General features: G+C 66.2%; 24 protein-coding genes. 10 read left to right on the top strand and 14 right to left on the bottom strand.

All coding sequences use genetic code 11. The features are described from left to right. Positions 1-45 precede the first annotated feature (45 nt). A complete protein-coding gene (locus ACPTTC_RS11530; protein WP_423392557.1) occupies positions 46-1239 on the top strand; it encodes a urate hydroxylase PuuD in 1194 nt (397 codons plus the stop codon). A 103-nt stretch (positions 1240-1342) separates the two neighbouring features. On the opposite strand, the gene ACPTTC_RS11535 is transcribed toward ACPTTC_RS11530, so the two are convergent. The 12 genes from ACPTTC_RS11535 to ACPTTC_RS11590 form a co-directional block, all read right to left on the bottom strand. After that, complete coding sequence (locus tag ACPTTC_RS11535; protein ID WP_423392558.1) at positions 1343-1753, bottom strand: ACT domain-containing protein; 411 nt, start codon at positions 1751-1753, stop codon at positions 1343-1345. A 326-nt stretch (positions 1754-2079) separates the two neighbouring features. Beyond that, positions 2080-2592, bottom strand: coding sequence for an ureidoglycolate lyase (locus ACPTTC_RS11540; RefSeq protein ID WP_423392559.1), 513 nt, complete (start codon positions 2590-2592; stop codon positions 2080-2082). Then, a complete protein-coding gene (gene alc / locus ACPTTC_RS11545) occupies positions 2589-3602 on the bottom strand; it encodes an allantoicase (RefSeq protein ID WP_175953361.1) in 1014 nt (337 codons plus the stop codon). The genes ACPTTC_RS11540 and alc overlap by 4 nt, the downstream gene beginning before the upstream one ends. 63 nt (positions 3603-3665) lie before the next feature. Then, entirely contained in the window at positions 3666-4187 is a 522-nt protein-coding gene (gene uraD / locus ACPTTC_RS11550; protein ID WP_089425659.1) for a 2-oxo-4-hydroxy-4-carboxy-5-ureidoimidazoline decarboxylase, read from the bottom strand. Continuing rightward, complete coding sequence (puuE, locus tag ACPTTC_RS11555) at positions 4184-5137, bottom strand: allantoinase PuuE (protein WP_043187981.1); 954 nt, start codon at positions 5135-5137, stop codon at positions 4184-4186. The genes uraD and puuE overlap by 4 nt, the downstream gene beginning before the upstream one ends. Before the next feature lie 147 nt (positions 5138-5284). After that, positions 5285-6076 (bottom strand): aspartate/glutamate racemase family protein, encoded by a 792-nt coding sequence (locus ACPTTC_RS11560; protein ID WP_174960932.1) that lies wholly within the window; start codon positions 6074-6076, stop codon positions 5285-5287. A 10-nt stretch (positions 6077-6086) separates the two neighbouring features. Then, positions 6087-7571 carry an NCS1 family nucleobase:cation symporter-1 gene (locus tag ACPTTC_RS11565; protein ID WP_423392560.1) on the bottom strand — a complete coding sequence of 495 codons (1485 nt, stop codon included), beginning with the start codon at positions 7569-7571 and terminating at the stop codon, positions 6087-6089. A gap of 150 nt (positions 7572-7721) precedes the next feature. Continuing rightward, positions 7722-8426: a GntR family transcriptional regulator gene (locus tag ACPTTC_RS11570; protein ID WP_175953363.1), complete on the bottom strand. Its 705-nt coding sequence runs from the start codon at positions 8424-8426 to the stop codon at positions 7722-7724. Positions 8427-8733: 307 nt separating this feature from the next. Next, positions 8734-9672 carry a muramoyltetrapeptide carboxypeptidase gene (gene ldcA / locus ACPTTC_RS11575; protein WP_226196820.1) on the bottom strand — a complete coding sequence of 313 codons (939 nt, stop codon included), beginning with the start codon at positions 9670-9672 and terminating at the stop codon, positions 8734-8736. A 109-nt stretch (positions 9673-9781) separates the two neighbouring features. Then, positions 9782-10378: a tRNA adenosine(34) deaminase TadA gene (gene tadA / locus ACPTTC_RS11580; RefSeq protein WP_423392561.1), complete on the bottom strand. Its 597-nt coding sequence runs from the start codon at positions 10376-10378 to the stop codon at positions 9782-9784. After that, positions 10375-10776, bottom strand: coding sequence for a DnaJ family domain-containing protein (locus ACPTTC_RS11585; RefSeq protein ID WP_012328731.1), 402 nt, complete (start codon positions 10774-10776; stop codon positions 10375-10377). The genes tadA and ACPTTC_RS11585 overlap by 4 nt, the downstream gene beginning before the upstream one ends. A 269-nt stretch (positions 10777-11045) precedes the next feature. Beyond that, positions 11046-12275 carry an MFS transporter gene (locus ACPTTC_RS11590; RefSeq protein ID WP_423392562.1) on the bottom strand — a complete coding sequence of 410 codons (1230 nt, stop codon included), beginning with the start codon at positions 12273-12275 and terminating at the stop codon, positions 11046-11048. A 323-nt stretch (positions 12276-12598) separates the two neighbouring features. Between ACPTTC_RS11590 and ACPTTC_RS11595 the strand changes: the two genes are divergently transcribed. From ACPTTC_RS11595 to ACPTTC_RS11630, 8 genes are all read left to right on the top strand, one after another. Next, on the top strand, positions 12599-13369 hold the full coding sequence (locus tag ACPTTC_RS11595; protein WP_423392563.1) for a GntR family transcriptional regulator: 771 nt from the start codon (positions 12599-12601) through the stop codon (positions 13367-13369). Continuing rightward, complete coding sequence (locus ACPTTC_RS11600) at positions 13366-15105, top strand: fumarate reductase/succinate dehydrogenase flavoprotein subunit (RefSeq protein ID WP_423392564.1); 1740 nt, start codon at positions 13366-13368, stop codon at positions 15103-15105. The genes ACPTTC_RS11595 and ACPTTC_RS11600 overlap by 4 nt, the downstream gene beginning before the upstream one ends. 10 nt (positions 15106-15115) lie before the next feature. After that, positions 15116-15361, top strand: coding sequence for a 4Fe-4S dicluster domain-containing protein (locus ACPTTC_RS11605; RefSeq protein WP_175969541.1), 246 nt, complete (start codon positions 15116-15118; stop codon positions 15359-15361). 31 nt (positions 15362-15392) lie between these two features. Beyond that, positions 15393-16388, top strand: a complete 996-nt coding sequence (locus ACPTTC_RS11610) for a HEAT repeat domain-containing protein (RefSeq protein ID WP_423392565.1) — start codon at positions 15393-15395, stop codon at positions 16386-16388. Beyond that, a complete protein-coding gene (locus ACPTTC_RS11615; protein ID WP_423392566.1) occupies positions 16385-16672 on the top strand; it encodes a gamma-butyrobetaine hydroxylase-like domain-containing protein in 288 nt (95 codons plus the stop codon). Before ACPTTC_RS11610 ends, ACPTTC_RS11615 begins: the two co-directional genes overlap by 4 nt. Before the next feature lie 97 nt (positions 16673-16769). Then, positions 16770-17654, top strand: coding sequence for an NAD(P)-dependent oxidoreductase (locus ACPTTC_RS11620; protein WP_423392567.1), 885 nt, complete (start codon positions 16770-16772; stop codon positions 17652-17654). A 50-nt stretch (positions 17655-17704) separates the two neighbouring features. Further along, entirely contained in the window at positions 17705-18196 is a 492-nt protein-coding gene (locus ACPTTC_RS11625; RefSeq protein ID WP_423392568.1) for an NUDIX hydrolase, read from the top strand. A gap of 127 nt (positions 18197-18323) precedes the next feature. Beyond that, the gene (locus ACPTTC_RS11630) at positions 18324-18788 is read left to right on the top strand and encodes an acetyltransferase (protein ID WP_423392569.1); all 465 of its coding nucleotides are present in this window, start codon (positions 18324-18326) and stop codon (positions 18786-18788) included. Positions 18789-18901: 113 nt separating this feature from the next. Here ACPTTC_RS11630 and ACPTTC_RS11635 read toward each other — a convergent pair whose 3' ends face one another. Beyond that, positions 18902-19456: a TetR/AcrR family transcriptional regulator gene (locus ACPTTC_RS11635; RefSeq protein WP_423392570.1), complete on the bottom strand. Its 555-nt coding sequence runs from the start codon at positions 19454-19456 to the stop codon at positions 18902-18904. Positions 19457-19713: 257 nt separating this feature from the next. Here ACPTTC_RS11635 and ACPTTC_RS11640 point away from each other — a divergent pair, with 257 nt between their 5' ends. Continuing rightward, positions 19714-20331 (top strand): PolC-type DNA polymerase III, encoded by a 618-nt coding sequence (locus ACPTTC_RS11640; protein ID WP_423392571.1) that lies wholly within the window; start codon positions 19714-19716, stop codon positions 20329-20331. A gap of 155 nt (positions 20332-20486) precedes the next feature. Here the strand turns inward: ACPTTC_RS11640 and ACPTTC_RS11645 are convergent, their stop codons facing one another. After that, positions 20487-20780: a hypothetical protein gene (locus ACPTTC_RS11645; RefSeq protein ID WP_226196801.1), complete on the bottom strand. Its 294-nt coding sequence runs from the start codon at positions 20778-20780 to the stop codon at positions 20487-20489. Between the last annotated feature and the right edge of the window lie 284 nt (positions 20781-21064).

Raw genomic sequence — 21064 nt, forward strand, 5'->3', positions numbered from 1 at the left:
CATCAGCGCCCGCATCAAGACAAAATCTGAGTCTGGAGGAGTTTCATGGAAGGCTTCATCACCGACTGGCTAAACCTCGCATTGCGATGGCTGCACGTCATCGTCGCCATTGCGTGGATCGGCGAGTCCTTCTATTTCGTCGCGCTCGACAACAGCCTGAAACCGCCGACCGACCCGAACCAGCGCAAGCGCGGTGTGTTCGGCGAGCTGTGGCACGTCCACGGCGGCGGTTTCTACAACATGCAGAAGTACACCGTCGCCCCGCCGGAAATGCCGGATGACCTGCACTGGTCGAAGTGGCCGTCGTACACGACCTGGCTGTCGGGCTTCTCGCTGTTCTTCGTGCTGTACCTGCTCGCGCCGAACACGTACCTGATCGACAAGAGCGTGCTCGACATGGGCCCGGTGGTCGCCGTCGCCTCCGCACTCGGCTTCCTCGCGGCCGGCTGGATCGTCTACGACTCGCTGTGCCGCATCCTCGGCACCAACGACCGCGTGCTCGGCATCTGCGTCGGCATCTACGTGGTCGCCGCCGCCTACCTCGCGTGCCACATCTTCGCGGGTCGTGCGGCGTACCTGATCGTCGGCGCGATGCTCGCGACGATCATGTCGGCGAACGTGTTCTTCGTGATCATCCCCGGCCAGCGCAAGATGGTCGACAAGATGCTCAAGGGCGAAGAGCCGAACCCGATCTACGGCAAGCGCGGCAAGCAGCGTTCGGTTCACAACACGTACTTCACGCTGCCGGTCGTGTTCGCGATGCTGTCGAACCACTATGCAATGACCTACACGAACAAGTTCAACTGGGTCGTGCTCGTGATGATCATGCTGGCCGGCGCACTGATCCGCCAGTTCTTCGTGATGCGTCACCGCGGCAAGCAGCTGTGGTACCTGCCGATCGGCGGCGTCGCACTGCTGTCGGGTGCGCTGGTGTGGACGATGCCGAAGCCGATCGCACCGGAAGCGCAGGCCGCGAACGCACCGAAGGTCGTGATCAACGACATCATGCCGATCCTGCAGCAGCGCTGCATCGAGTGCCACTCGGCCAAGCCGACGCTGATGGGCAGCGCGCCCGCAGGTGTGATGTTCGACACGCCGGACGAAGTGTCGAAGAATGCGCAGCGCATCTACGAACAGGCCGTGCGCCTGAAGGCGATGCCGATCGGCAACGTCACGCACATGACCGACGACGAGCGCACGAAGCTCGCCGCCTGGTTCGAGAGCGGCGCGAGCAAGTAAGCCGCCGTGCGCCGTGAGTCGTTTCCGGCGCCATCCTCTCCGTTCGCGGGCCCGGTGACGGGCCCGTTCTTCTTTTTTGCGTGTCCCGGACGCCCTTCGCGCGTCAGCCGCGCATCGCGTCGCGCTGAAGCGCGACGAGCGTATCGAGCGCGCGCGGGCCGTCATCGAACGGCACGAAGATGTGATCGTGATACGCGGCGGCCATCACGTTGCAACTGATCCCGGCCACGCCGAGCGCCCGCGCGAACGCCGCGGTGAGCCCGACGGCAGCGAGATCGGAATGCACGGTCAGCGTGATCCACGCGGCGCGGAACAGCACCGGCCAGCCGCGACGCGCGGCCACCTCCTCGCAGACGACGACCGTCAAGCCTTCCGCTTCTCGAAACGTTGCAATGGTTTCGGATAACGATACGTCTGCATCGGTCGGCAGCGATACGAAATCGAACGCGCCCGGATGCAGTTCGGGTTGCATCGTGCGCAGCAGGATCGCGAGGTCGTTTTCAGGTTGGCTCATCGGAGGAACACGTCCGGAACCGGACGTCGTGCGGTGGCGATGCGGGCACGATAGCACGCGCAGGCACCACCGCTACGCGCGCATCGTCGCGACTTCGTCCGCGAGCCAGTCGCGCAATGCGGCGGTACGCGGATCGTCCTGCGTGCGCGCCGGATACACGACGTGATACTCGCCACGCGCCGCTTGCGAACCGGCGTCGCGGCGTCGACAGGTCGCGCGACACGCGTAACAATGCGGCGACCTGAACCTCGCCGAAGCGGCCGCGCATAAAAAAACCCGCGCACGATGCGCGGGTTTCATCGGATGACGGTAGAAACGCCGGTGACTCAGGCCGTCAGCGCGTGCAGCGCCTCGTCGGTGAGCCACAGCGATTCCCGCAGGTCCTGCTCATTCAGGTTCAGGCCGTCGCCGCCGCGATCGACGACGATGAAATCGCTGACGCCGCCCAGCGCGATCAGCGGGTGATGCCACACGCCCTTCGCATAGTTGACGCCCTGCCACCCGCTCGTCACGAACGCGCGGATCTTCGCCGGATCGAGATCGCCCGCGGGCGCCACGACGACGAGATACGGCTGGTCGTTCAGCGGCACGAAGGCCTGGCTGCCGAGCGGGTGCCGCTCCAGCATCTTCACTTCGAACGGCAGCGTGCGCGGCTGGCCGCGGAACAGGTTGACGAGCGTGCGGCCGCCTTCATCGTTCACGTCGACTTTCGCGAGATCGTGAAAGCGGATCGTGGTGCCGAGGTTGATCGGGATCTGCTTCGCCCCTTCCGTTTCGATCACGTCGCCGAACGGCGCGAACGCTTCCTTGGTCAGCGGTTCGATAACAAGCGTCTTCATTTGTCGAGCGTCCCCCACAGACGCAACCGCGACACGCCGCCGTCCGGAATGATGTTCAGCCGCACGTGCGTGATGGGGCCGAGCGACGCGATGTCCTGTTCGAAGTAGTGCTGCTTGTCCATCTGCAGCTTCTGTTCGCCGAGCAGCACGGGCCAGAACATCGACTGCGTGATCAGCGAGCTGTCCGTGCCGCCCGACACGTACGCGGCCTGGATCGAGCAGCGATCCGGGTAGTTGCCCTTGAAGAACGCGGTATCGACTTCGATCTTGCGGATCACCCCCGGCTGCGCGAGCGCAATGATCGCCCAGTCGTTGCCCGGTTCGCGGCGGCGGCGGGTTTCCCAGCCGTCGCCCATGTTCACGCCGCGGCCCGGCAGCAGCAGGTTCGACGCGACGCCGAAGTGCTGGTTGTTCGCGGCCACCACGTAACCGCCGTTTTCCATCGCCGCGAGATCGAACTGCTCGGTCGCGCTCGCGCCGGCCCAGTCGAGCTGCGGCTGGCCGTACACGCGCAGGCGTGCAATGCCGCCGTCCGGATAGATGTTCACGCGCAGGTGCGTAAACGCTCGCGCATCGCTCGCTTCGACGTAGTGATGGCTGTTGCCCTGCAACGTCGTCGACGGCACGATCTCGACCCACTCGGTCGCATGCGTCGGCGCGCCGTCGGCCACGAACGCGGCCTCGATCGACGCGGCCGGCGGAAAGTTGCCGGTGAAGTGGCTCGTATCGATGTCGAAGCCCTTGATCACGCCCGGGCGCGCGAGCTTGACGATGCACCAGTCGTAGCCCGTCGTGCGCTTGCGGCGCGTTTCCCAGCCGTCCATCCACTTGCCGTGGTCGTCGTACTTGCCGGGGATGAAGACGGCCGGCTCGGGGTTCAGCATCCGGTCCTTCGGCGCGAAGAAATCGTCGCTGGCTTCGAGCGCCTGCGCACCGAGGCGCGGGTCGGCAAGGTTCACGTAGCGCCGCGTGAAGTCGGGTGCGTTGGGATCGAGAAGCGGAACAGCCATGATGTTTCCTTGGTTTCAGTGATGCGATCAGGCCGCTGCGCCGCAGCAGGCCGTATTGCGATGTCAGGCGTCGATCAGGTCGTCGAGGCGAAAGCGCGCGATCCGGTAGATCTGGTCGAGGCTCGCCCGCAGTTCCTCGGTGCGCGAATGATTCACGCGCGATTCGAAGTTCGCGATGATGCCGTGCCGGTCATAGCCGCGCACCGCGAGGATGAACGGAAAGCCGAACTTCTCGCGATACGTGCGGTTCAGCGTCAGCAGCTTGTCGAACTCTTCCTGCGTGCACTGGTCGAGGCCCGCGCCGCTCTGCTCGCGCGTCGACTCGGCGGTCAGCTCGCCGCGCACCGCAGCCTTGCCGGCCAGCTCCGGGTGAGCATTGATCAGTGCGAGCTGGCGCACTTCGCCGCTCGTTTCCACCGCGCCCGACATCGTCTTGTGCAGCGCGTCGATGCTCGCGAACGGTCGCTCGCCCGCGGCGACTTCGGCCACCCACGGCGAATGTTCGAAAATCCCCGACAACGCCGCGACAAATGCGCTCGGCGCCATCGTGTTCAGTTGTTCCAACGTGTAGCGCATCGCCTTCATGCTTTCCCTTCGTTTCGATGGTTGGGCTGATACGGATGATGTTCACGCCAGTGACGCGCGATATCGACACGGCGCGTCACCCATACGCGATCGTGTTTCTCGATGTGATCGAGGAACCGCTGCAGCCCGCGGAATCGGCCCGGCCGGCCGAGCAACCGGCAGTGCATGCCGATCGACAGCATCTTCGGCGCTTCGTCGCCCTCCGCGTACAGCACGTCGAATGCGTCGCGCAGGTAGTCGAAGAAGTGATCGCCGGTGTTGAAGCCCTGCGGCGTCGCGAAGCGCATGTCGTTCGTGTCGAGCGTGTACGGCACGATCAGCTGCGGCGACTTCTTGCCGCCCGACACGTCGACGTCCATCCAGAACGGCAGGTCGTCGCCGTAGTTGTCGGAGTCGTACAGGAAGCCGCCGTATTCCGCGACGAGGCGGTGCGTATTGGGGCTGTCGCGGCCGGTGTACCAGCCGAGCGGGCGCTCGCCCGTCACGCGCTCGATCGCTTCCATCCCGAGGCGCATGTGCTCGGCCTCGAGTTCCGGCGTCATGCTCTGGTAGTGAATCCAGCGCCAGCCGTGGCACGCGATTTCATGACCCAGCTCGACGAATGCGCGCGCGAGTTCCGGGTGGCGCTCGATCGCCATGCCGACGCCGAATACCGTCAGCGGCATCCCGCGCTTCTCGAATTCGCGCAGGATGCGCCAGACGCCGGCCCGCGATCCATATTCATAGATCGACTCCATGCTCATGTGGCGGTCGGGATACGCGGCCGCGCCGACGATTTCCGACAGGAACTGCTCGGAGCCCGGATCGCCGTGCAGCACGCAGTTCTCGCCGCCCTCCTCGTAGTTCAGCACGAATTGCACGGCGACGCGGGCGCGCCCCGGCCAGTTCGCCTGAACGGGATGGCGGCCGTAGCCGATCAGGTCGCGAGGATAGTTGGGATCGAGTGACATGGTTCGAATGCGGCGAAAGCTCGCTGAAATAATGGGTTCGCATCGACTGCGCGGGTGCCGGAGGCCGGCTGCGCAAGCCGATGCGATGACGGCCCAGTGTAGCGAAAACGCCCATACGCGCCCATACAGCGGCGCAGATAGTGCGTGTCAGACGGTGTGTATGTGCGGTTGCGGCAAATTCGGGACCGGTTCGGCCGCATCCCCGTCCGGCGGGCTGAAGCGGGCGAACGCGCCGTCATAGCGCTTCGGCAGCGGCCGCGCGTAGTCGCCGCGCTTCGCGGTCGCGAGGCGCAGCGCGACGAGCGCCTCGGCCCACTTGACGGCCGCGGTGACGCCCTCGACCACCGGCGCGCCGATCTGCTGCTCGATCTCGTGCGCGAACTCGGCCATCCCCGCGCAGCCAAGCACGATCGCGTCGGCGCCGTCCTCGTCGAGTGCGCGCCGACATTCGTCGACGATGATCCGGCGCGCGGCCGAGCCCGGCCGGTCGAGTTCGAGCACGGCCACGTCGGTCGCGCGCACGTTGCGGCAGAACCGCTTCATCCCGTAGCGCTCGGCGAGATGCCATGCCATCCCGCAGGTGCGCGCGAGCGTCGTGACGACCGAGAAGCCCGGCGCGAGCACGCTCGCCGCATGCATCGCGGCCTCGGCAATGCCGATTACCGGCCCGCGTGCCAGCTCGCGCGCCGCGTAGAGGCCGGGATCGCCGAAGCACGCGATGACGTACGCGTCACAGCCGTCGCGCTCGCCCTGCGCGATCTCGGCGAGCAGCCCCGGCGTCGCAAGCGCCTCGTCGTAATACCCTTCGATCGACGGCGGCCCCATCGGCGGGCTCACCGCGACGATCTCCGTACCGGCGGCCGCGACCTCGCGCGCGCAGCGGCCCATCGCGTCGGTCATCCTCTGGGTCGTATTCGGATTGATCAGTCGGATCTTCATCGCACGCTCCTCAGGCCTTCGCGCTCACGAGCAGCCGGTAAAACACGAAGCCGAGCCCCGCGCCGATGAACCACGAGAAGTTCGCGACGCCCTGCCAGCCCGGCACCATCACGCAGACGATCGCGATCACCGCGGCCGGCAACAGCGCGGCAAGCGCGCGGCGGTTCACACCGCCCGTGTACCAGTACGTGCCGCTTTCCGACATCGTGTACAGGTCGTCGCGCACGAGCCGGCCGCGCTTGACGAGGTAGAAGTCGGCGATCAGCACACCGTACAGCGGGCCGATGAACGCGCCGAGCACGTCGAGCGTGTAGTGGATCACGGCCGGGTTGTTGAACAGGTTCCACGGCGTGATGAAGATCGACGCGACGGCCGCGAGCATCCCGCCCGCGCGCCAGCTGATCAGCCGCGGCGCGACGTTCGAGAAGTCGAACGCGGGGGACACGAAGTTCGCGACGATGTTGATGCCGATCGTCGCGATCGTAAACGTCAGCGCACCGAGGATCACCGCGGTCGGATGGTCGATGCGGCCGACCGTCTCGACGGGATCGGTGATGAGTTCGCCGAACACGGGCAGCGTCGCGGCCGTCGTGATCACCGTAACGAGCGAGAACGCGAGGAAGTTGACCGGCAGCCCCCAGAAATTGCCGCGCTTCACTTCGCCGAACGAGCGGCAGTAGCGCGAGAAATCGCCGAAGTTCAGCATCGGCCCGGAGAAGTACGACACGACGAGCGACACAGCCGTGATCATCACCGGAATCACTTCCGCGCCGTGGTACTTCACGCCGCCGAGGTTGATGCCGATGTTGCGCCAGCCTGCGCGCCACACCATGTAGCCCGCGAGGATGAACATCACGACGTAGACGGCCGGCCCCGCGAAGTCGATGAACTTCTTGATCGTCTCCATCCCGTTCCAGAACACGAACGCCTGAAGCACCCACAGCAGCATGAAGCCGGCCCAGCCGACCGCCGAGAGCCCGAGGAAGCCGTAGCGATGCACGTCCGCGTAAGGCAGCCATTGCGGGAAGAATTTCAGGACGACGATCACGAGCGCACTCGATGCGAGATAGGTCTGGATGCCGTACCACGCGATCGCGATCAGCCCGCGGATCACGGCCGGCACGTTCGCGCCGAGCACGCCGAACGTCGCCCGGCACGCGACCGGATACGGCACGCCGATCTGCTGGCTCGGCCGCGCGATCAGGTTGCACAGCAGGTTGACGATGCCGATCCCGGCGATCAGCGCGATCAGCACCTGCCAGCTCGTCAGCCCGAGCGCGAACAGGCTGCCCGCGAACACGTAGCCGCCGACGCTGTGCACGTCCGACATCCAGAACGCGAAGATGTTGTACGAACCCCATGTCTGATTTTTCAGGGGTGCCAAATCTTCGTTGTACAAACGTTCGCTGTAACCATTCGGCGGTGCCGGGTCGCCGCCCTCGCCGCCTTCTTCCGCCGGATAGGCGCTGTCGTGCGCCACACTGAACTGAGCCATGACTTCTCCTTGACGCGGCCGGGCGGCCGCTCCACCGTCATCGATATCGCTCCGGATCAACGCCCGGAGTCGGACCAGCGGCCCGCGGCAAACACCGCGGGCCTGCATTTCGCTCGTTCTTGTGGCGCGCGGCCGGGTTCGCGTCGCCGCTCAGGCGCCGCCGAACACTTCGCGCAAATCGACCTGCCCTTGCGCGGGCCGGTCCAGCATCTTCAGTTCGACATGCTGCAGGTGGTGCGCCATCAGCGTCACCGCCCGCTTCGGATCGCCCGCCTCCAGCGCGGCGAGGATCTCGTCGTGGTCGTCGCACGAACACGGGCTGCGCCCGTGCGATTCGTACAGCGCCGACATCAGCGTCGAGCGTGCGACGAGCCCTTCGAGGCACTCGCTGAGCGTCGCATTGCCCATCAGCGTGGCGAGCGCCGTATGGAATTCGCCCGACAGGCGGATCCAGGCCGCGAAGTCGTGCCGCTCGAACGCCTTGCGTTCCTTCTCGATCAGCGACGCGACGCCCTTCAGCCGCTTCGCGCCGGGCCCGGTCGCCAGCCGCTCGACCACGGCGAGCTCGATGATCCGGCGCATCTCGAACACCTCGTGCACGTCCTGCAGCGTCGGGCTCGCAACGAACGCGCCGCGGTTCGGCTCGAGATCGACCAGCTTGTCGGTCGCGAGCTGCGCGAGCGCCTGGCGGATCGTCCCGCGCTTCACGCTGAATACGTCGCAGAGCTGCGCCTCCGTCAGCTTCGCGCCGGGCGCGAGTCGATGCTCGAGGATCGCCGTGCGGATCCTCTCGGCGATCGCTTCGGGACTGGCGGCACCGGACAGGTGGGATTCGGGCTCGTTCATGATCGGCATCGTGTGATGATCCTCATCCTAGGGCGGACATAAAGATTGTCAACAATTCTTTTCCGGCATTGCGCACAATCGTCGTGCATCGATGCGACCCCGTTCGGTGCACGATGCGCAGAATCCATGCACGGCAAGGCTGAGACATAAGACGGAGGCGCCTCTCGTCGTATACCCTCCAGGCAATTTTGTTGACAAAACTGGTGCAAGATCTGGCGCCGACCCGGTTGGCGTCGACGAAAATAATTGACCGTTAGTTGCGCGCCTACGTAAAGAAAAAGGCGGGAAACCCGCCTTTCGACCGACTGCGCCCGCGTCAACCGAGGTGCGGATAGTCCGACAAAGTGAGGCGGAAACCGTGCGCGTTCGCGACCAGTTGCGCCTGCGCGCCGAACGGCAGCGTCAACAGATCGGGAACGTGGCCGAACTGGAGGCCCGTCACGACCGGGATCCCGATCACCGCACGCACCTGGTCGATCATCGCCTGCATGTCGTAGCCGTTGTCGTACTCGAACGGACGAGCGCCGGTGAACTGGCCGAGCACGAGCGCCTGCTGGCGCGCGAGCAGCCCCGACAGGTGCAATTGATAAATCATCCGTTCGATCCGGAACGGCTGCTCGTTGACGTCTTCGATGAACAGGATGCCGCCTTCGATGTCAGGCATGTACGGCGTACCGACGAGCGACGTGAGGATCGCGAGGTTGCCGCCCCACAGCGTGCCCGTCACGTCCACGCTCTGCACCTGCGGCGCTTCGGCGACGATCGTCGTACTCGGCTGCGTCAGCGTCTGCCAGAAGTGCTGCATCGTGAAATCGCTCGGCGTTTCCGCGCCGAAATCGGCGGACAGCATCGGGCCGCCGAACGTCTTGATGCGCGCCTTCGCGTACAGCGCGAGCTGGAGCGCCGTGAAATCGCTGTGGCCGACGAGCGCGACCGGCTGGTCACGCAGCCTGCGTTCGAGCCCGCGATAGTCGAGCCCGTGCAGGATGCGTGCGGCGCCGTAGCCGCCGCGCACCGCGAGCGCGATGTCCGGCAGCGGCCGCTCGGGATCGGCAAGGCGGTTCAGGTCGCCTGCCCGCTCGCCGTCGGTGCCGCCGAACCGCTGGAAGCGCCGCTGCGTCGCTTCGATGTTCTCGATGCGATGCTGCGCGGTGCTGAGGCGCTCGAGCGCGCGATTGATCGCGTCCGGGTCGTGCGGATAGCCGGATGGCGCAAGCAGGCGGATGGTGTAGGACGCGGCGGGCTGGAAGGACATGGCGAAGAGAGGTGGGGTCGTCAAACCTGCTTAGAGGGTCCGAACGGTTGCCGGTTCACGGAACCGTGCGCGCCCGGCTCGCACCGTGCGACGGGCGCGGCGGGCGCGCCTATGACGCGCCGGATTCGGCATCGCGGGCCAGCCGCGCTTCGCGCAGCGCGCGACGGCGCTCGGCGAAGAACGACTTCAGCGCGGCGCCGCACTCGTCGGCAAGCACGCCGCCGGTCACTTCGGTATGGTGGTTCAGCTGAGGATTCGCGAAAGCGTCGATCACACTGCCGCACGCGCCCGTCTTCGGATCGGCGGCGCCGTAGACGACCCGCGCGATGCGCGCATGCATGATCGCGCCCGCGCACATCAGGCACGGCTCGAGCGTCACGTACAGTTCGCAGCCGGGCATCCGGTAATTCTGCAGTTGCTGCGCGGCCATGCGCAGCGCGGCCATTTCCGCGTGGGCCGACGGGTCGTGCCCGCCGATCGGATGGTTGAAGCCGCGTGCGATCACTTCGTCGCCACGCACGAGCACCGCGCCGACCGGCACTTCGCCGGCCGCGCGCGCCTCTTCGGCGGCCGCCTGCGCAAGACGCATGAAATGCAGGTCGCGCGCCGATACGGGCGCTGCTTCGGGAACGGGAGAATCGGCGGCGGGTTCGGACGCCGGGGCGGCTGCCGACCGGGCTGCATCGTGCAGCGCGTCGGACGTCACATCGGCCCCGCTTCGGCGGGCGCTTCGTCGAGCCCGCGCTCGCACAGGCGCTCCGCGATGCGCCGGCAGTAGTCGCGCGGCATCACCATCGGGCCGCCGCGCAGCGATTCGAGCGCCATGTCGAGTGCGAGGATCTTCGCCTGCAGCCGGCACCGCGCGGCACGGTCGCTGACCGCCTGCACTTCGTCATGCAGGTTGCGCAGCGCGCGCAATTGCTCGACGGCCGGCGGCACGAAGCCCGCATTCTTCAGGATACGGTTGGCCACCCGCACCTCCTCGGGCACGAGCAGGTCGTCATCCAGCGCCTGCGGCGCGCCGGTACCCGGCAAATCGTCGAACTCGCCCCGGGCGGCGGCGGCGGCAATACGTTGTTCGACCAGGGCGTCAAGCAATCTCATCAGTCAATCGGAACAATGCGGCAGGCCGAATTCTAGCAGGGTGACGCGGGTATGACAGGCCCTTCGAATATATGCTCGATATTGTATTTTTAGGGGCCGAATCGCAGCGCATGCGCGCCGATCGGTCTCTTTTGCCGCTCTGCTGCGCCGCAGCGGGCCGCGAGCCGTTCTGACACCCGCCAACGCGCACGATGTCGGGCCCTGATTTTTTCTTCAACAACGCGGATCAAGCCGCGCCGATCCGTTGAAACGGAGGCCGCGTCGACGGGTCACGCAGCCACCGTTTCCGGTCGTGCTTTCGCGAACGGGCGGAACATCATCGCCATCAGGAACGCGCCGACGCCGATCGCGAACGAACCGACGTACAGCCAGCCGTAGCTGCCGAACGTATCGACGATCAGGCCGCCGGCCACGGGGCCCGCGGCCATCCCGAGGCTGCCGGCCATCGCGCAGCCGCCGATCACGGTGCCCATCATCCGCAGCGGGAAGTTCTCGCGCGCAAGCACCGAATACAGCGGCATCACGCCCGCGTAGATGAAGCCGAACAAGGTCGCGACCGCATAAAACCCGTCGAGCGTGCGCACGAAGTCGTACCCGAGCGCGCCGAGCGCCTGCGCAAGCAGCCCGGCCACCAGCATCCGCTTCGCGCCGATGCGGTCGCCCAGGATCCCGAACGCGATCCGGCCGCCCATGCCGGCAAGCCCTTCGACGCTGTAGATCGACACCGCGGCGATCAGCGGGATCCCGCACGTCACCGCGTAGCTCACCGTATGGAAGATCGGGCCGGAATGCGTCGCGCAACAGAAGAAGTTGGTCAGCAGCAGCACGACGAACTGCTGCGAACGCAGCGCATCCGCGACCGACATCGCCGCAGGCTCGCCGGCGGGCGCTGGCGCTGCTGGTGCCGCCGGGGCCGCATTCGCGCCGTCGAGCGCGGGCGCCCGGCGCACCAGCAGCGACACCGGAATCATCGTGACGGCCGCCAGCGCCGCAATCAGCAGCATCGACGTGCGCCAGTCGCGCACCGACACCAGCCATGCGGCCAGCGGGGCCATCGTCATCGGCGCCATCCCCATGCCGGCCGACACGAGCGACACCGCAAGGCTGCGGTGCGTGTCGAACCAGCCCGTCACGCACGCCATCATCGGCGCGAATATCGCAGCCGTCGCGCCGCCGACGGCGAGGCCGAAAGTGAGCTGGAACGCGAGTAGCGACGGCGCGCGGCTCGCCAGCGCCAGGCTTGCCGACAACAGGACGGCGCCCGTCATGACGACCGGGCGCGTGCCGATGCGGTCCGACAGGCTGCCCCACGCCATGCTCGCGACGGCCATCGCGATGAAGCCGAGCGTCATCGCACCGGAAATACCGGTCATCGACCAGCCCGTGTCGCGCGCGATCGCGCGCAGGAACACCGGCAGCGAAAACATCGCGCCGATCGCGATGCAGCCCATCAGGCCGCCCGCGGCGACGATGATCCAGCGGTATCGGGAATCCGTCATGGGGTGCCTCCTTGTCGTGATGACGATCCTCGGGAACCGGGCCCCACCTGCTTCGCGCAATGCCCGGTCGATCTGGATACGACGGGCGACCCATCGGAAAATCGACATGAGCGGCACGCGCAACGTCGAATTTTTTGTTGTCCGCCGAGCCACTCCGCCCGCAACGGGCGAATCGGGCCGGCACCGCATGCCGGATCGTCCATTCGGTCAGCCCCCTGCCGTCGCGCTTTTCCGGAATCGGAAAGTCGAAATCAGAAATAGTTGGTTGGGACGCGCAATCACGCTGACTACACTCGAGCGATCTTGTCATAACAAGTTGATCGATGACCTCCCCCAACGTCGTGTCGCTGTCGGCGGCCCCGCTCTACGTGCAGATCAAGGACACGCTGCGCGCGCGCATTCTCGACGGCACCTATGCGCCGCACAGCCGGATGCCGTCCGAGCACGAACTCTGCGCGATGTTCGACGTCAGCCGTATCACGGTACGCCAGGCGCTCGGCGATCTGCAGAAGGAAGGACTGCTGTTCAAGCTGCACGGCAAGGGCACCTTCGTGTCGAAGCCGAAGGCATTCCAGAACGTGACCTCGCTGCAGGGCTTCGCCGAGGCGATGTCGTCGATGGGCTACGAGATCGTCAACCAGGTGCGCAGTTTCCGCACCGTCAAGGCCGACCGCCATCTCGCGACGAAGCTGAACGTGCCCGAGGGCGCGCCGCTCGTCGAGATTCATCGCGTCCGGCTGCTGAATCGCGAACCGGTGTCGCTCGAGCAGACCTGGCTGCCCGAAGCCCTCGGCAAGCGCCTCGCGGGCGCCGATCTTGCGACCCGCGACATTTTCCTGGTCCTGGAAAACGACTGCGGCATCCCGCTCGGCCATGCCGACGTGTCGATCGACGCGATCCTCGCCGACGACGAGATCGTCGATGCGCTACACGTCGAGGAAAGCAGCCCCGTGCTGCGCATCGAGCGCCTCACACACGACGCGTCGGGCTCGCCGATCGACTACGAAACCCTCTACTTCCGCGGCGACGCCTTCCAGTACCGGCTGCGCATCGACCGGCAGAAGCCGCGCAAACCTGCAAGGAAACAGCGATGACTACCCCTGTGCTCGAATACGACATCGTCGTGGTCGGCGGCGGCACCGCCGGCCCAATGGCGGCGATCAAGGCGAAGGAACGCGATCCGTCCCTGCGCGTGCTGTTGCTTGAAAAAGCCAACGTGAAGCGCAGCGGCGCGATCTCGATGGGGATGGACGGCCTGAACAATGCGGTGATCCCCGGACATGCGACGCCCGAGCAGTACACGCGCGAGATCACGATCGCCAACGACGGGATCGTCGACCAGGAAGCCGTGTACGCATATGCGACGCACAGCTTCGAGACGATCGAACAGCTCGACCGCTGGGGCGTGAAGTTCGAGAAGGACGGCACCGGCGACTACGCGGTGAAGAAGGTCCATCACATGGGCTCGTACGTGCTGCCGATGCCCGAAGGGCACGACATCAAGAAGGTGCTGTACCGGCAGTTGAAGCGCGCGCGCATCGCGATCACGAACCGGATCGTCGCGACGCGCGTGCTGACCGACGCGCAGGGCCGCGCGAGCGGCGTGCTCGGCTTCGACTGCCGCACCGCCGAGTTCCACGTGATCCGCGCGAAGGCCGTGATTCTCTGCTGCGGCGCGGCCGGCCGCCTCGGCCTGCCGGCCTCGGGCTACCTGATGGGCACGTACGAGAACCCGACCAACGCGGGCGACGGCTACGCGATGGCCTATCACGCCGGCGCCGCGCTCGCGAATCTCGAATGCTTCCAGATCAATCCGCTGATCAAGGACTACAACGGCCCCGCGTGCGCTTACGTGACAGGCCCGCTCGGCGGTTTCACAGCGAACGGCAAGGGTGAACGCTTCATCGAATGCGACTACTGGAGCGGCCAGATGATGTGGGAGTTCTACCAGGAACTGCAAAGCGGCAACGGCCCCGTCTTCCTGAAGCTCGACCATCTCGCGGAAGAAACGATCCAGACCATCGAGCAGATCCTGCATACGAACGAGCGGCCGAGCCGAGGCCGCTTCCACGCGGGACGCGGCACCGATTACCGCAGCCAGATGGTCGAGATGCACATCTCCGAGATCGGTTTCTGCAGCGGCCACAGCGCATCCGGCGTGTACGTGAACGCACGCGCGGAGACGACCGTGCCCGGGCTCTATGCGGCCGGCGACATGGCTGCCGTCCCGCACAACTACATGCTCGGCGCATTTACGTACGGCTGGTTTGCCGGGCAGAACGCGGCCGACTACGTGGCCGGCCGCGAGCACGCGCCGGTGGACGACGAACAGGTCGCCGGCGAACGCACCCGCGTGCTCGCCCCGCTGCTGCGCGAGCGTGGCCTGGCGCCGGCGCAGGTCGAATACAAGCTGCGCCGCATGGTGAACGACTATCTGCAACCGCCGAAGGTGACGCGCAAGATGGAAATCGGGCTGCAACGCTTTGACGCCATTACTGAGGATATCGAATCGATCAAGGCAAACCATCCACACGAGCTGATGCGCGCCGCCGAGGTGCGCGCGATCCGCGACTGCGCGGAAATGGCCGCGCGCGCGTCGCTGTTCCGCACCGAGAGCCGCTGGGGGCTGTACCACCATCGCATCGACTTTCCGCATCGCAACGACGCCGAGTGGTTCTGCCACACCTGGCTGCGCAAGGATGCCCACGGCGAGATGCGCAGCGAGAAGCGGCCGGTCGAACCGTACGTCGTGCCGCTTGCCGACGACGATCGCGCCGCCTACACGAATCTGCGCATCCGCGAACCGGCCGCACTCGCGGCCGCCCGTTGAGGAACCTGCCATGCCCCATACGCCACACGACATCTTCCAGCGCAGCAGCGCCCCCGTCACGATCGACGAGGCCCGCTGCATCGCCGACAAGGGCTGCACCGTCTGCGTCGACGTGTGCCCGCTCGACCTGCTCGCGATCGACGTGACCAAAGGCAAGGCCTATATGCAATTCGACGAATGCTGGTACTGCATGCCGTGCGAGCGCGATTGCCCGACCGGCGCAGTCAAGGTCGACATCCCTTACCTGCTGCGCTGACCGCGTCCCTCAACGCTCTCTCCCGTCGCCCATGACCGACTCCTCCTTCGCTGCCGCGCTGCCCCGCGCACACGCCTGCGACGAAGCTGCACTCGTCGCCCGCCTCGCCGCGCCCGACGCCTCCGTGCGCCGCGTCGCGTTGTTCGAACTCGCCGATCTCGAGGCCCCCGGATTCGTGCCCGCTTTCATCGCCGCGCTGCGCGACGATCCGTCGGCCGACGTGCGCGGCGAAGCCGCCCGCGTGCTCGGTGCGTGGGAGCAGCCCGACGTCGTCGACGCACTGTGCGGCGCATTGCTCGATCCGGACAACGACGTGCGCACCGCCGCGGCGCAAAGCCTGTCCGAACTGAAGGACGCGGCATCGGGCGCTGTGCTGTGTCGCTGGGCCGACCGGCCCGAGCCGATCGTGCGCCGTGCCGTACTGCGCGGATTGCGCGAGTTGCGCGACCCCGGCGCATTCGCGCCCGCGCTGCATGCGCTCGACGCCGAACACGCCGCGGTGCGCGCCGAAGCCGTGGCGGTGCTCGGCTGGCTCAAGGATCCGCGTGCGCTACCGCCGCTCGCACGCATCGCGACCACCGATGCCGCCGCGGACGTGCGACGCGTCGCCGTCGGTGCGATCGGGTTCGCGACGCCCGACGATGCATCCGTCATCCACGCACTGTTCGCCGCGTTGCGCGACCGCGAATGGCAGGTGCGCGAGGAAGCGGCCACGACGCTCGGCAAGCTGCGCGTCGCGACCGCGCGCGAACCGCTCGTCGCCGCGCTCGGCGACGACTACTGGCAGGTGCGCTTGCGTGCCGCGCGCGCGCTCGGGCAACTGCGCGATGCGGCCGCGGCGCCGGCCGTCGTCGCGCTGCTCTCGCATGCGATCAGCAACCTGCGCAAGGAAGCCGCGCTTGCGCTCGGTGAGTTGCGCGACCGCGCGACGTTGCCCGCCCTGACCCACGCACTGCAGGATCGCGATCCGGAAGTACGCAAGGCCGTGCGGATCGCGATCCGGCAAATCGACGAGGCGTCGCAATGATCGCCCCGACCGAAATCGTGCTCGATCATCCGGCGCGCACGTTGACCCTCCGCTGGCCGGACGGTCGCACGCAACGCGTCAGCTATGCACGCCTGCGCGGCGATTGTCCGTGTGCGGAATGCCGAAGGATCCGGCTCGACGGCGGTCGTGTCGATGCGCTGCCCGACCTGACGCTGGACAGCCTTGAAACAGCCGGCTACGGCGTCCGCGCGGTGTTCGGCGACGGTCATGCCCGTGGCATCTATCCGTGGCCCTATCTGGCGGACATGACGGCGCGGCCGTGACGTGGCTCGCGCGGGTGATCGGGCGAAATAGCGGGCGTACGCAAACGCTGCGATACTGACGCCCACGATCGTCTCCACCCACCGTGGGAGCCAGAACATGCAAACCGCAGTCGGATTCATCGGCCTCGGCGTAATGGGCACGCCGATGGCGCTCAATCTCGCGCGGGCCGGCACGCCACTCGTCGTGTGGAGCCGGTCGCACGGCAGCGACGATGCGCTGCGCGACGCCGGCGCGCGCGTCGTCGAGCACATCGACGACGTGTTCGCGGCCTGCAGCACCGTGATCCTGATGCTCGCGAACGACGCGGCGATCGACGCCGTCCTCGCGCGCGGCACGCCCGGTTTCGCTGCCCGTGTCGGCGAACACACCATCGTGAACATGGGCACGAACGCACCCGAGTATTCGCGCGCACTGGCCGATGACATCGCTGCCGCGTCGGGCCGCTACGTCGAGGCACCCGTGTCGGGGTCGCGCAAGCCGGCCGAAGCCGGTCAACTCGTCGTGATGCTCGCCGGCGCACCGGACGACGTCGACGCCGTCCGCGCGCTCGTGAAGCCGCTGTGCCGCGACAGCTTCGTGTGCGGCGACGTGCCGTCGGCGCTGACGATGAAACTCGCCGTGAACCTGTTCCTGATCACGATGGTCACCGGCTTGACCGAAGCCGCGCATTTCGCGCAACGCCACGGCATCGACCTCGCCCGCTTCGCCGATGTGCTGAACGCAGGCCCGATGGCGAGCGACGTGTCGCGCGTGAAACTCGGCAAACTCGTCGCGGCCGATTTTTCGGTGCAGGCCGCGATCACCGACGTGCTGAAGAATGCACGCCTCGTCGCCGAATCCGCCCGCGGCATCGGCATCGCGTCACCGCTGCTCGACATCTGCCATGCGCTGTACGGCGAAACCGAGCGGGCCGGACATGGCGCGCACGACATGGTCGCCGTGATCCGCGCGATCGAGCAACGCACCGACGACGCACGATGAATCGTCGCCGGCCGCCCCGCACACTCGAACGCTTCTGCACGTAGCAACTCATGCCCGATTCTCCCCGCTCACCGACCGGCGTCACCGCTTCCGTCCGCGCTGTTCCCGCCGTGATCGGCATCGTCCTGCGGGAGCGCGACGTGCTGCTGGTACGCCGCGCCAATCCGCCCGATGCGGGCTGCTGGGGGTTTCCCGGCGGCAAGATCGAGGCGGGGGAATCGATTGCGCACGCGGTCGTGCGCGAGATCGCCGAAGAAACCACCGTCGACGTCGAAGCGCTCGACGCCTTTACCGCGCTGGATGCGTTCGATTACGATGCTGACGGCAACGTGCGTCAGCATTTCGTGATGGTCGCGGTGCTGTGCAGATGGTTGCGCGGTACGCCTGCTGCCGGCGACGATGCGCTCGATGCGCGCTGGTTCGATCTCGTCGAACTCGACCGCGATGACTTGCCGATGAGCGCGGGTGTTCGAGATGTCGCGCGACGCGCGATTGAGCATGCGGCGGCCGTTGGCAACGCGCAACGTCCGGCCAACAGCTGAATGCCCGAATACCTGAAGAAACACCGTCGTCTTTCTCGCCGCCCTTGCGAGCAGCCCGATCGGGGCCATGACGGTGACGGCTACCCGCCGACGAATTTCCAATTACAAATCAAAGCTGGGCCAAACCATGATCAGAATTCGCCAGTCCACCCAGGCCGACGGTGCACGCGTGCTGGATATCTGGCGCAACGCGGTCGACGCCACGCACCACTTCCTCAGCGACGACGATCGTCGCGCGATCGAATCCGAAGTCGTCGCGTTCCTGCCTGGTGCACCGCTCGATCTCGCCGTCGATGAAGGCGGCCGCGCGATCGGCTTCATGCTGCTCGACGGCAGTCACATGGAGGCGCTGTTCGTCGATCCCGCTCACCATGGCGCGGGGGTCGGGCGCCTGCTCGTCGAAGAGGCGCTCAAGCGTCATCCCGACCTGTCGACCGACGTCAACGAACAGAACGAATCGGCAGCGGGATTCTATGAACGGCTCGGCTTCGAGCGCATCGGGCGATCGGCGCTCGATGGACAAGGGCGGGCCTATCCGCTGATTCACCTGCGCTACCGCGCGGCACCGCTGTCCTCGCCGCCGCGCGCATAACAGTGGCTGGTGCGGGATATCGCGCCGCCTGCCACGTCATGCGCGCCGGGCATGCGACCGCGGCTGCCCGATATCGAGCCCGCGCCACGCGTGCAACACGCGCGCGTGACACGTCATGCGCGACGCATCGGCAGCACGCGTTCGACCATTGCAGCCGCGCGCTGCATGAACCCGTTGAACCGGTCGGCATCGCGCCGCAGCCCGGCCTGTTGTCCGCCGATCAGGCACAGGTGCACGGCCTGCCCGACGAGCTCCGCCTCGCTCGACGTACGCACCAGCCCGCGTGACGTCTCGATCGCAAACGCGAGCCGCGCCGCATCGACGCGCTGCTGGAATTCCGCGACCAGCGGATCGTGCAGCGCCCATGCGCGAATCGCGATTTCGCGCCCCGGCCGCTTTTCGGCGGCAACGCGCAGATAGCGCACCAGCGTGTCGCCGGCACCGTGGCCGCCCGCCGCATACGCAAGCATGCGCGCGGTGTAGTCGTCCTCCCACGCGGTCAGCAAGGTCCTGACGAAGTCCTCGCGATTGCGGAAGTGGTGATAGAACGATCTGCGGGTCACGTTCAGCCGTCGCGCGAGGCTCTCGGCCGAAATGCCCGTGTACCCTTCCCCGTCGAGGGCGTCGAAACCCGCTGCAATCCAGTCGTTACGCGTCCGTGTGCTCATCGTCATCGCCATACAGGCTGTGTATGGTGCGGCATGGACAGATAGGCTGCGAACTCTATCACGGCCGCCGCCGCTCCCGGCAGCGCGCCACGACGCATGGAGTCCGCTTTGAAAGACATTGCGCTCGTCGCCTTCGACCGGGTCGGCGTTCGCCGCAAGGATGGCCGTTTCTCGAGTTGAACGAGTCTGTCGCGGGCCTGGAGATGCTAACCTCTCGGCCACTCTAACGACACCGCGTGAAGCAACAGGATTCGACCATGCAAACCGTTGCGGTACTGGACTTCGAAACAACCGGACTTTCGCCGAACATGGGCGACCGTGCGACCGAAATCGCCGTTATCCTGCTCCGGGACGGACAAGTCGTCGACCGTTTCCAGAGCCTGATGAATGCAGGCAGGCGCATACCGTCCGATGTCGTTGCGCTGACCGGCATCTCGAACGAGATGATCGCATCGGCGCCGCCGGCGTCGAAAGTCATGAAGGAAGCCGCGGCGTTCGTCGGCAAGCATGCGGTCGTCGCTCACAACGCCGGTTTCGACAAACGGTTCTGGCAGGCGGAACTCGGGCTTCTTGGCGTGTCGGCCGAGCATGCCTTTGCCTGCACGATGCTCGTGGCACGACGCATCTACCCGGACGCCCGGAGTCACCGCCTGTCGAACCTGGTGGATATGCTGCGACTGCCGAAATCGGGCCGGGCGCACCGGGCGATGGTCGATGCCGAGATGGCCGGCCATCTGTGGTGCCGGCTGCAGCAGGACATTGCGCGGACCTACGGACTGGGTCGCATCGATCACGCGCTCATGACACGCGTGCAGGCAACGGCGAAGGCGAAGGTGCCGATGTACTTGCGTTCGCTCGTGGGCTCGCACGCGTGAGAATCCGGGGCGCGACGGCCCTGGCTTGTGCAATCCGTCAACGGAAAACGGCTTGGCAGCCTGCCAAGCCGTTTTCTTGCCGCGACAGTCATCCGGTTGATTCCGTCGTGACCTGCTCCGACGCTGACCAGCCGGGTCGCGGCTTGGCTTTCGAACTAATCAAGGCCGATAAGAAGGACCTTGAGGGTACCGCCGTGGTTGAGGTCTCCCAGATAGGCCACGACCTTCTGCTTCTGTCCAAGCGCCGTGAGTGCGTTTCCGATCTGGATCAGCAACGCCGTATTCGAGGCATTCACTGCAAACGAATTCCCGCCCTCGTTATTGAGCATGAAAGGAAGGGTATCGTGATTGTCCCAATAGCCCAGTTGAATTGACTCAACGTCTACGCGTTTCAAACCGTCCGCCTGCTCCGCGAACTTCTGAATTTCACTGAAATTTTCGTTCGACATGACAATTCCTCCTGCTGTGAGTTGAAAAACCGAGAACCAGGGCCGTATAGGTCGAATCTGGCTCGCGCGAGTCACGCATCGACAACGTTCATCACAACCTCCGCAGTGGCTTGGGTCAGCCATCCGCGAAGCGCACCTGCCGGGAAGAAATTAGGCTGAGCGCGCGGAGCAATCAATTACACTCGATTACAGTCGCGGTGAGACTGGGCGGGGTAGCCGCACCGCGTTTACCGACTTCACTGCCAGGCGGTCTCGCTACGCAACCCGCGAACGCTGTTTCAAAT

Source organism: Burkholderia mycopellens, assembly GCF_964265025.1.
In the GTDB taxonomy this organism is placed as follows: Bacteria; Pseudomonadota; Gammaproteobacteria; order Burkholderiales; family Burkholderiaceae; genus Burkholderia.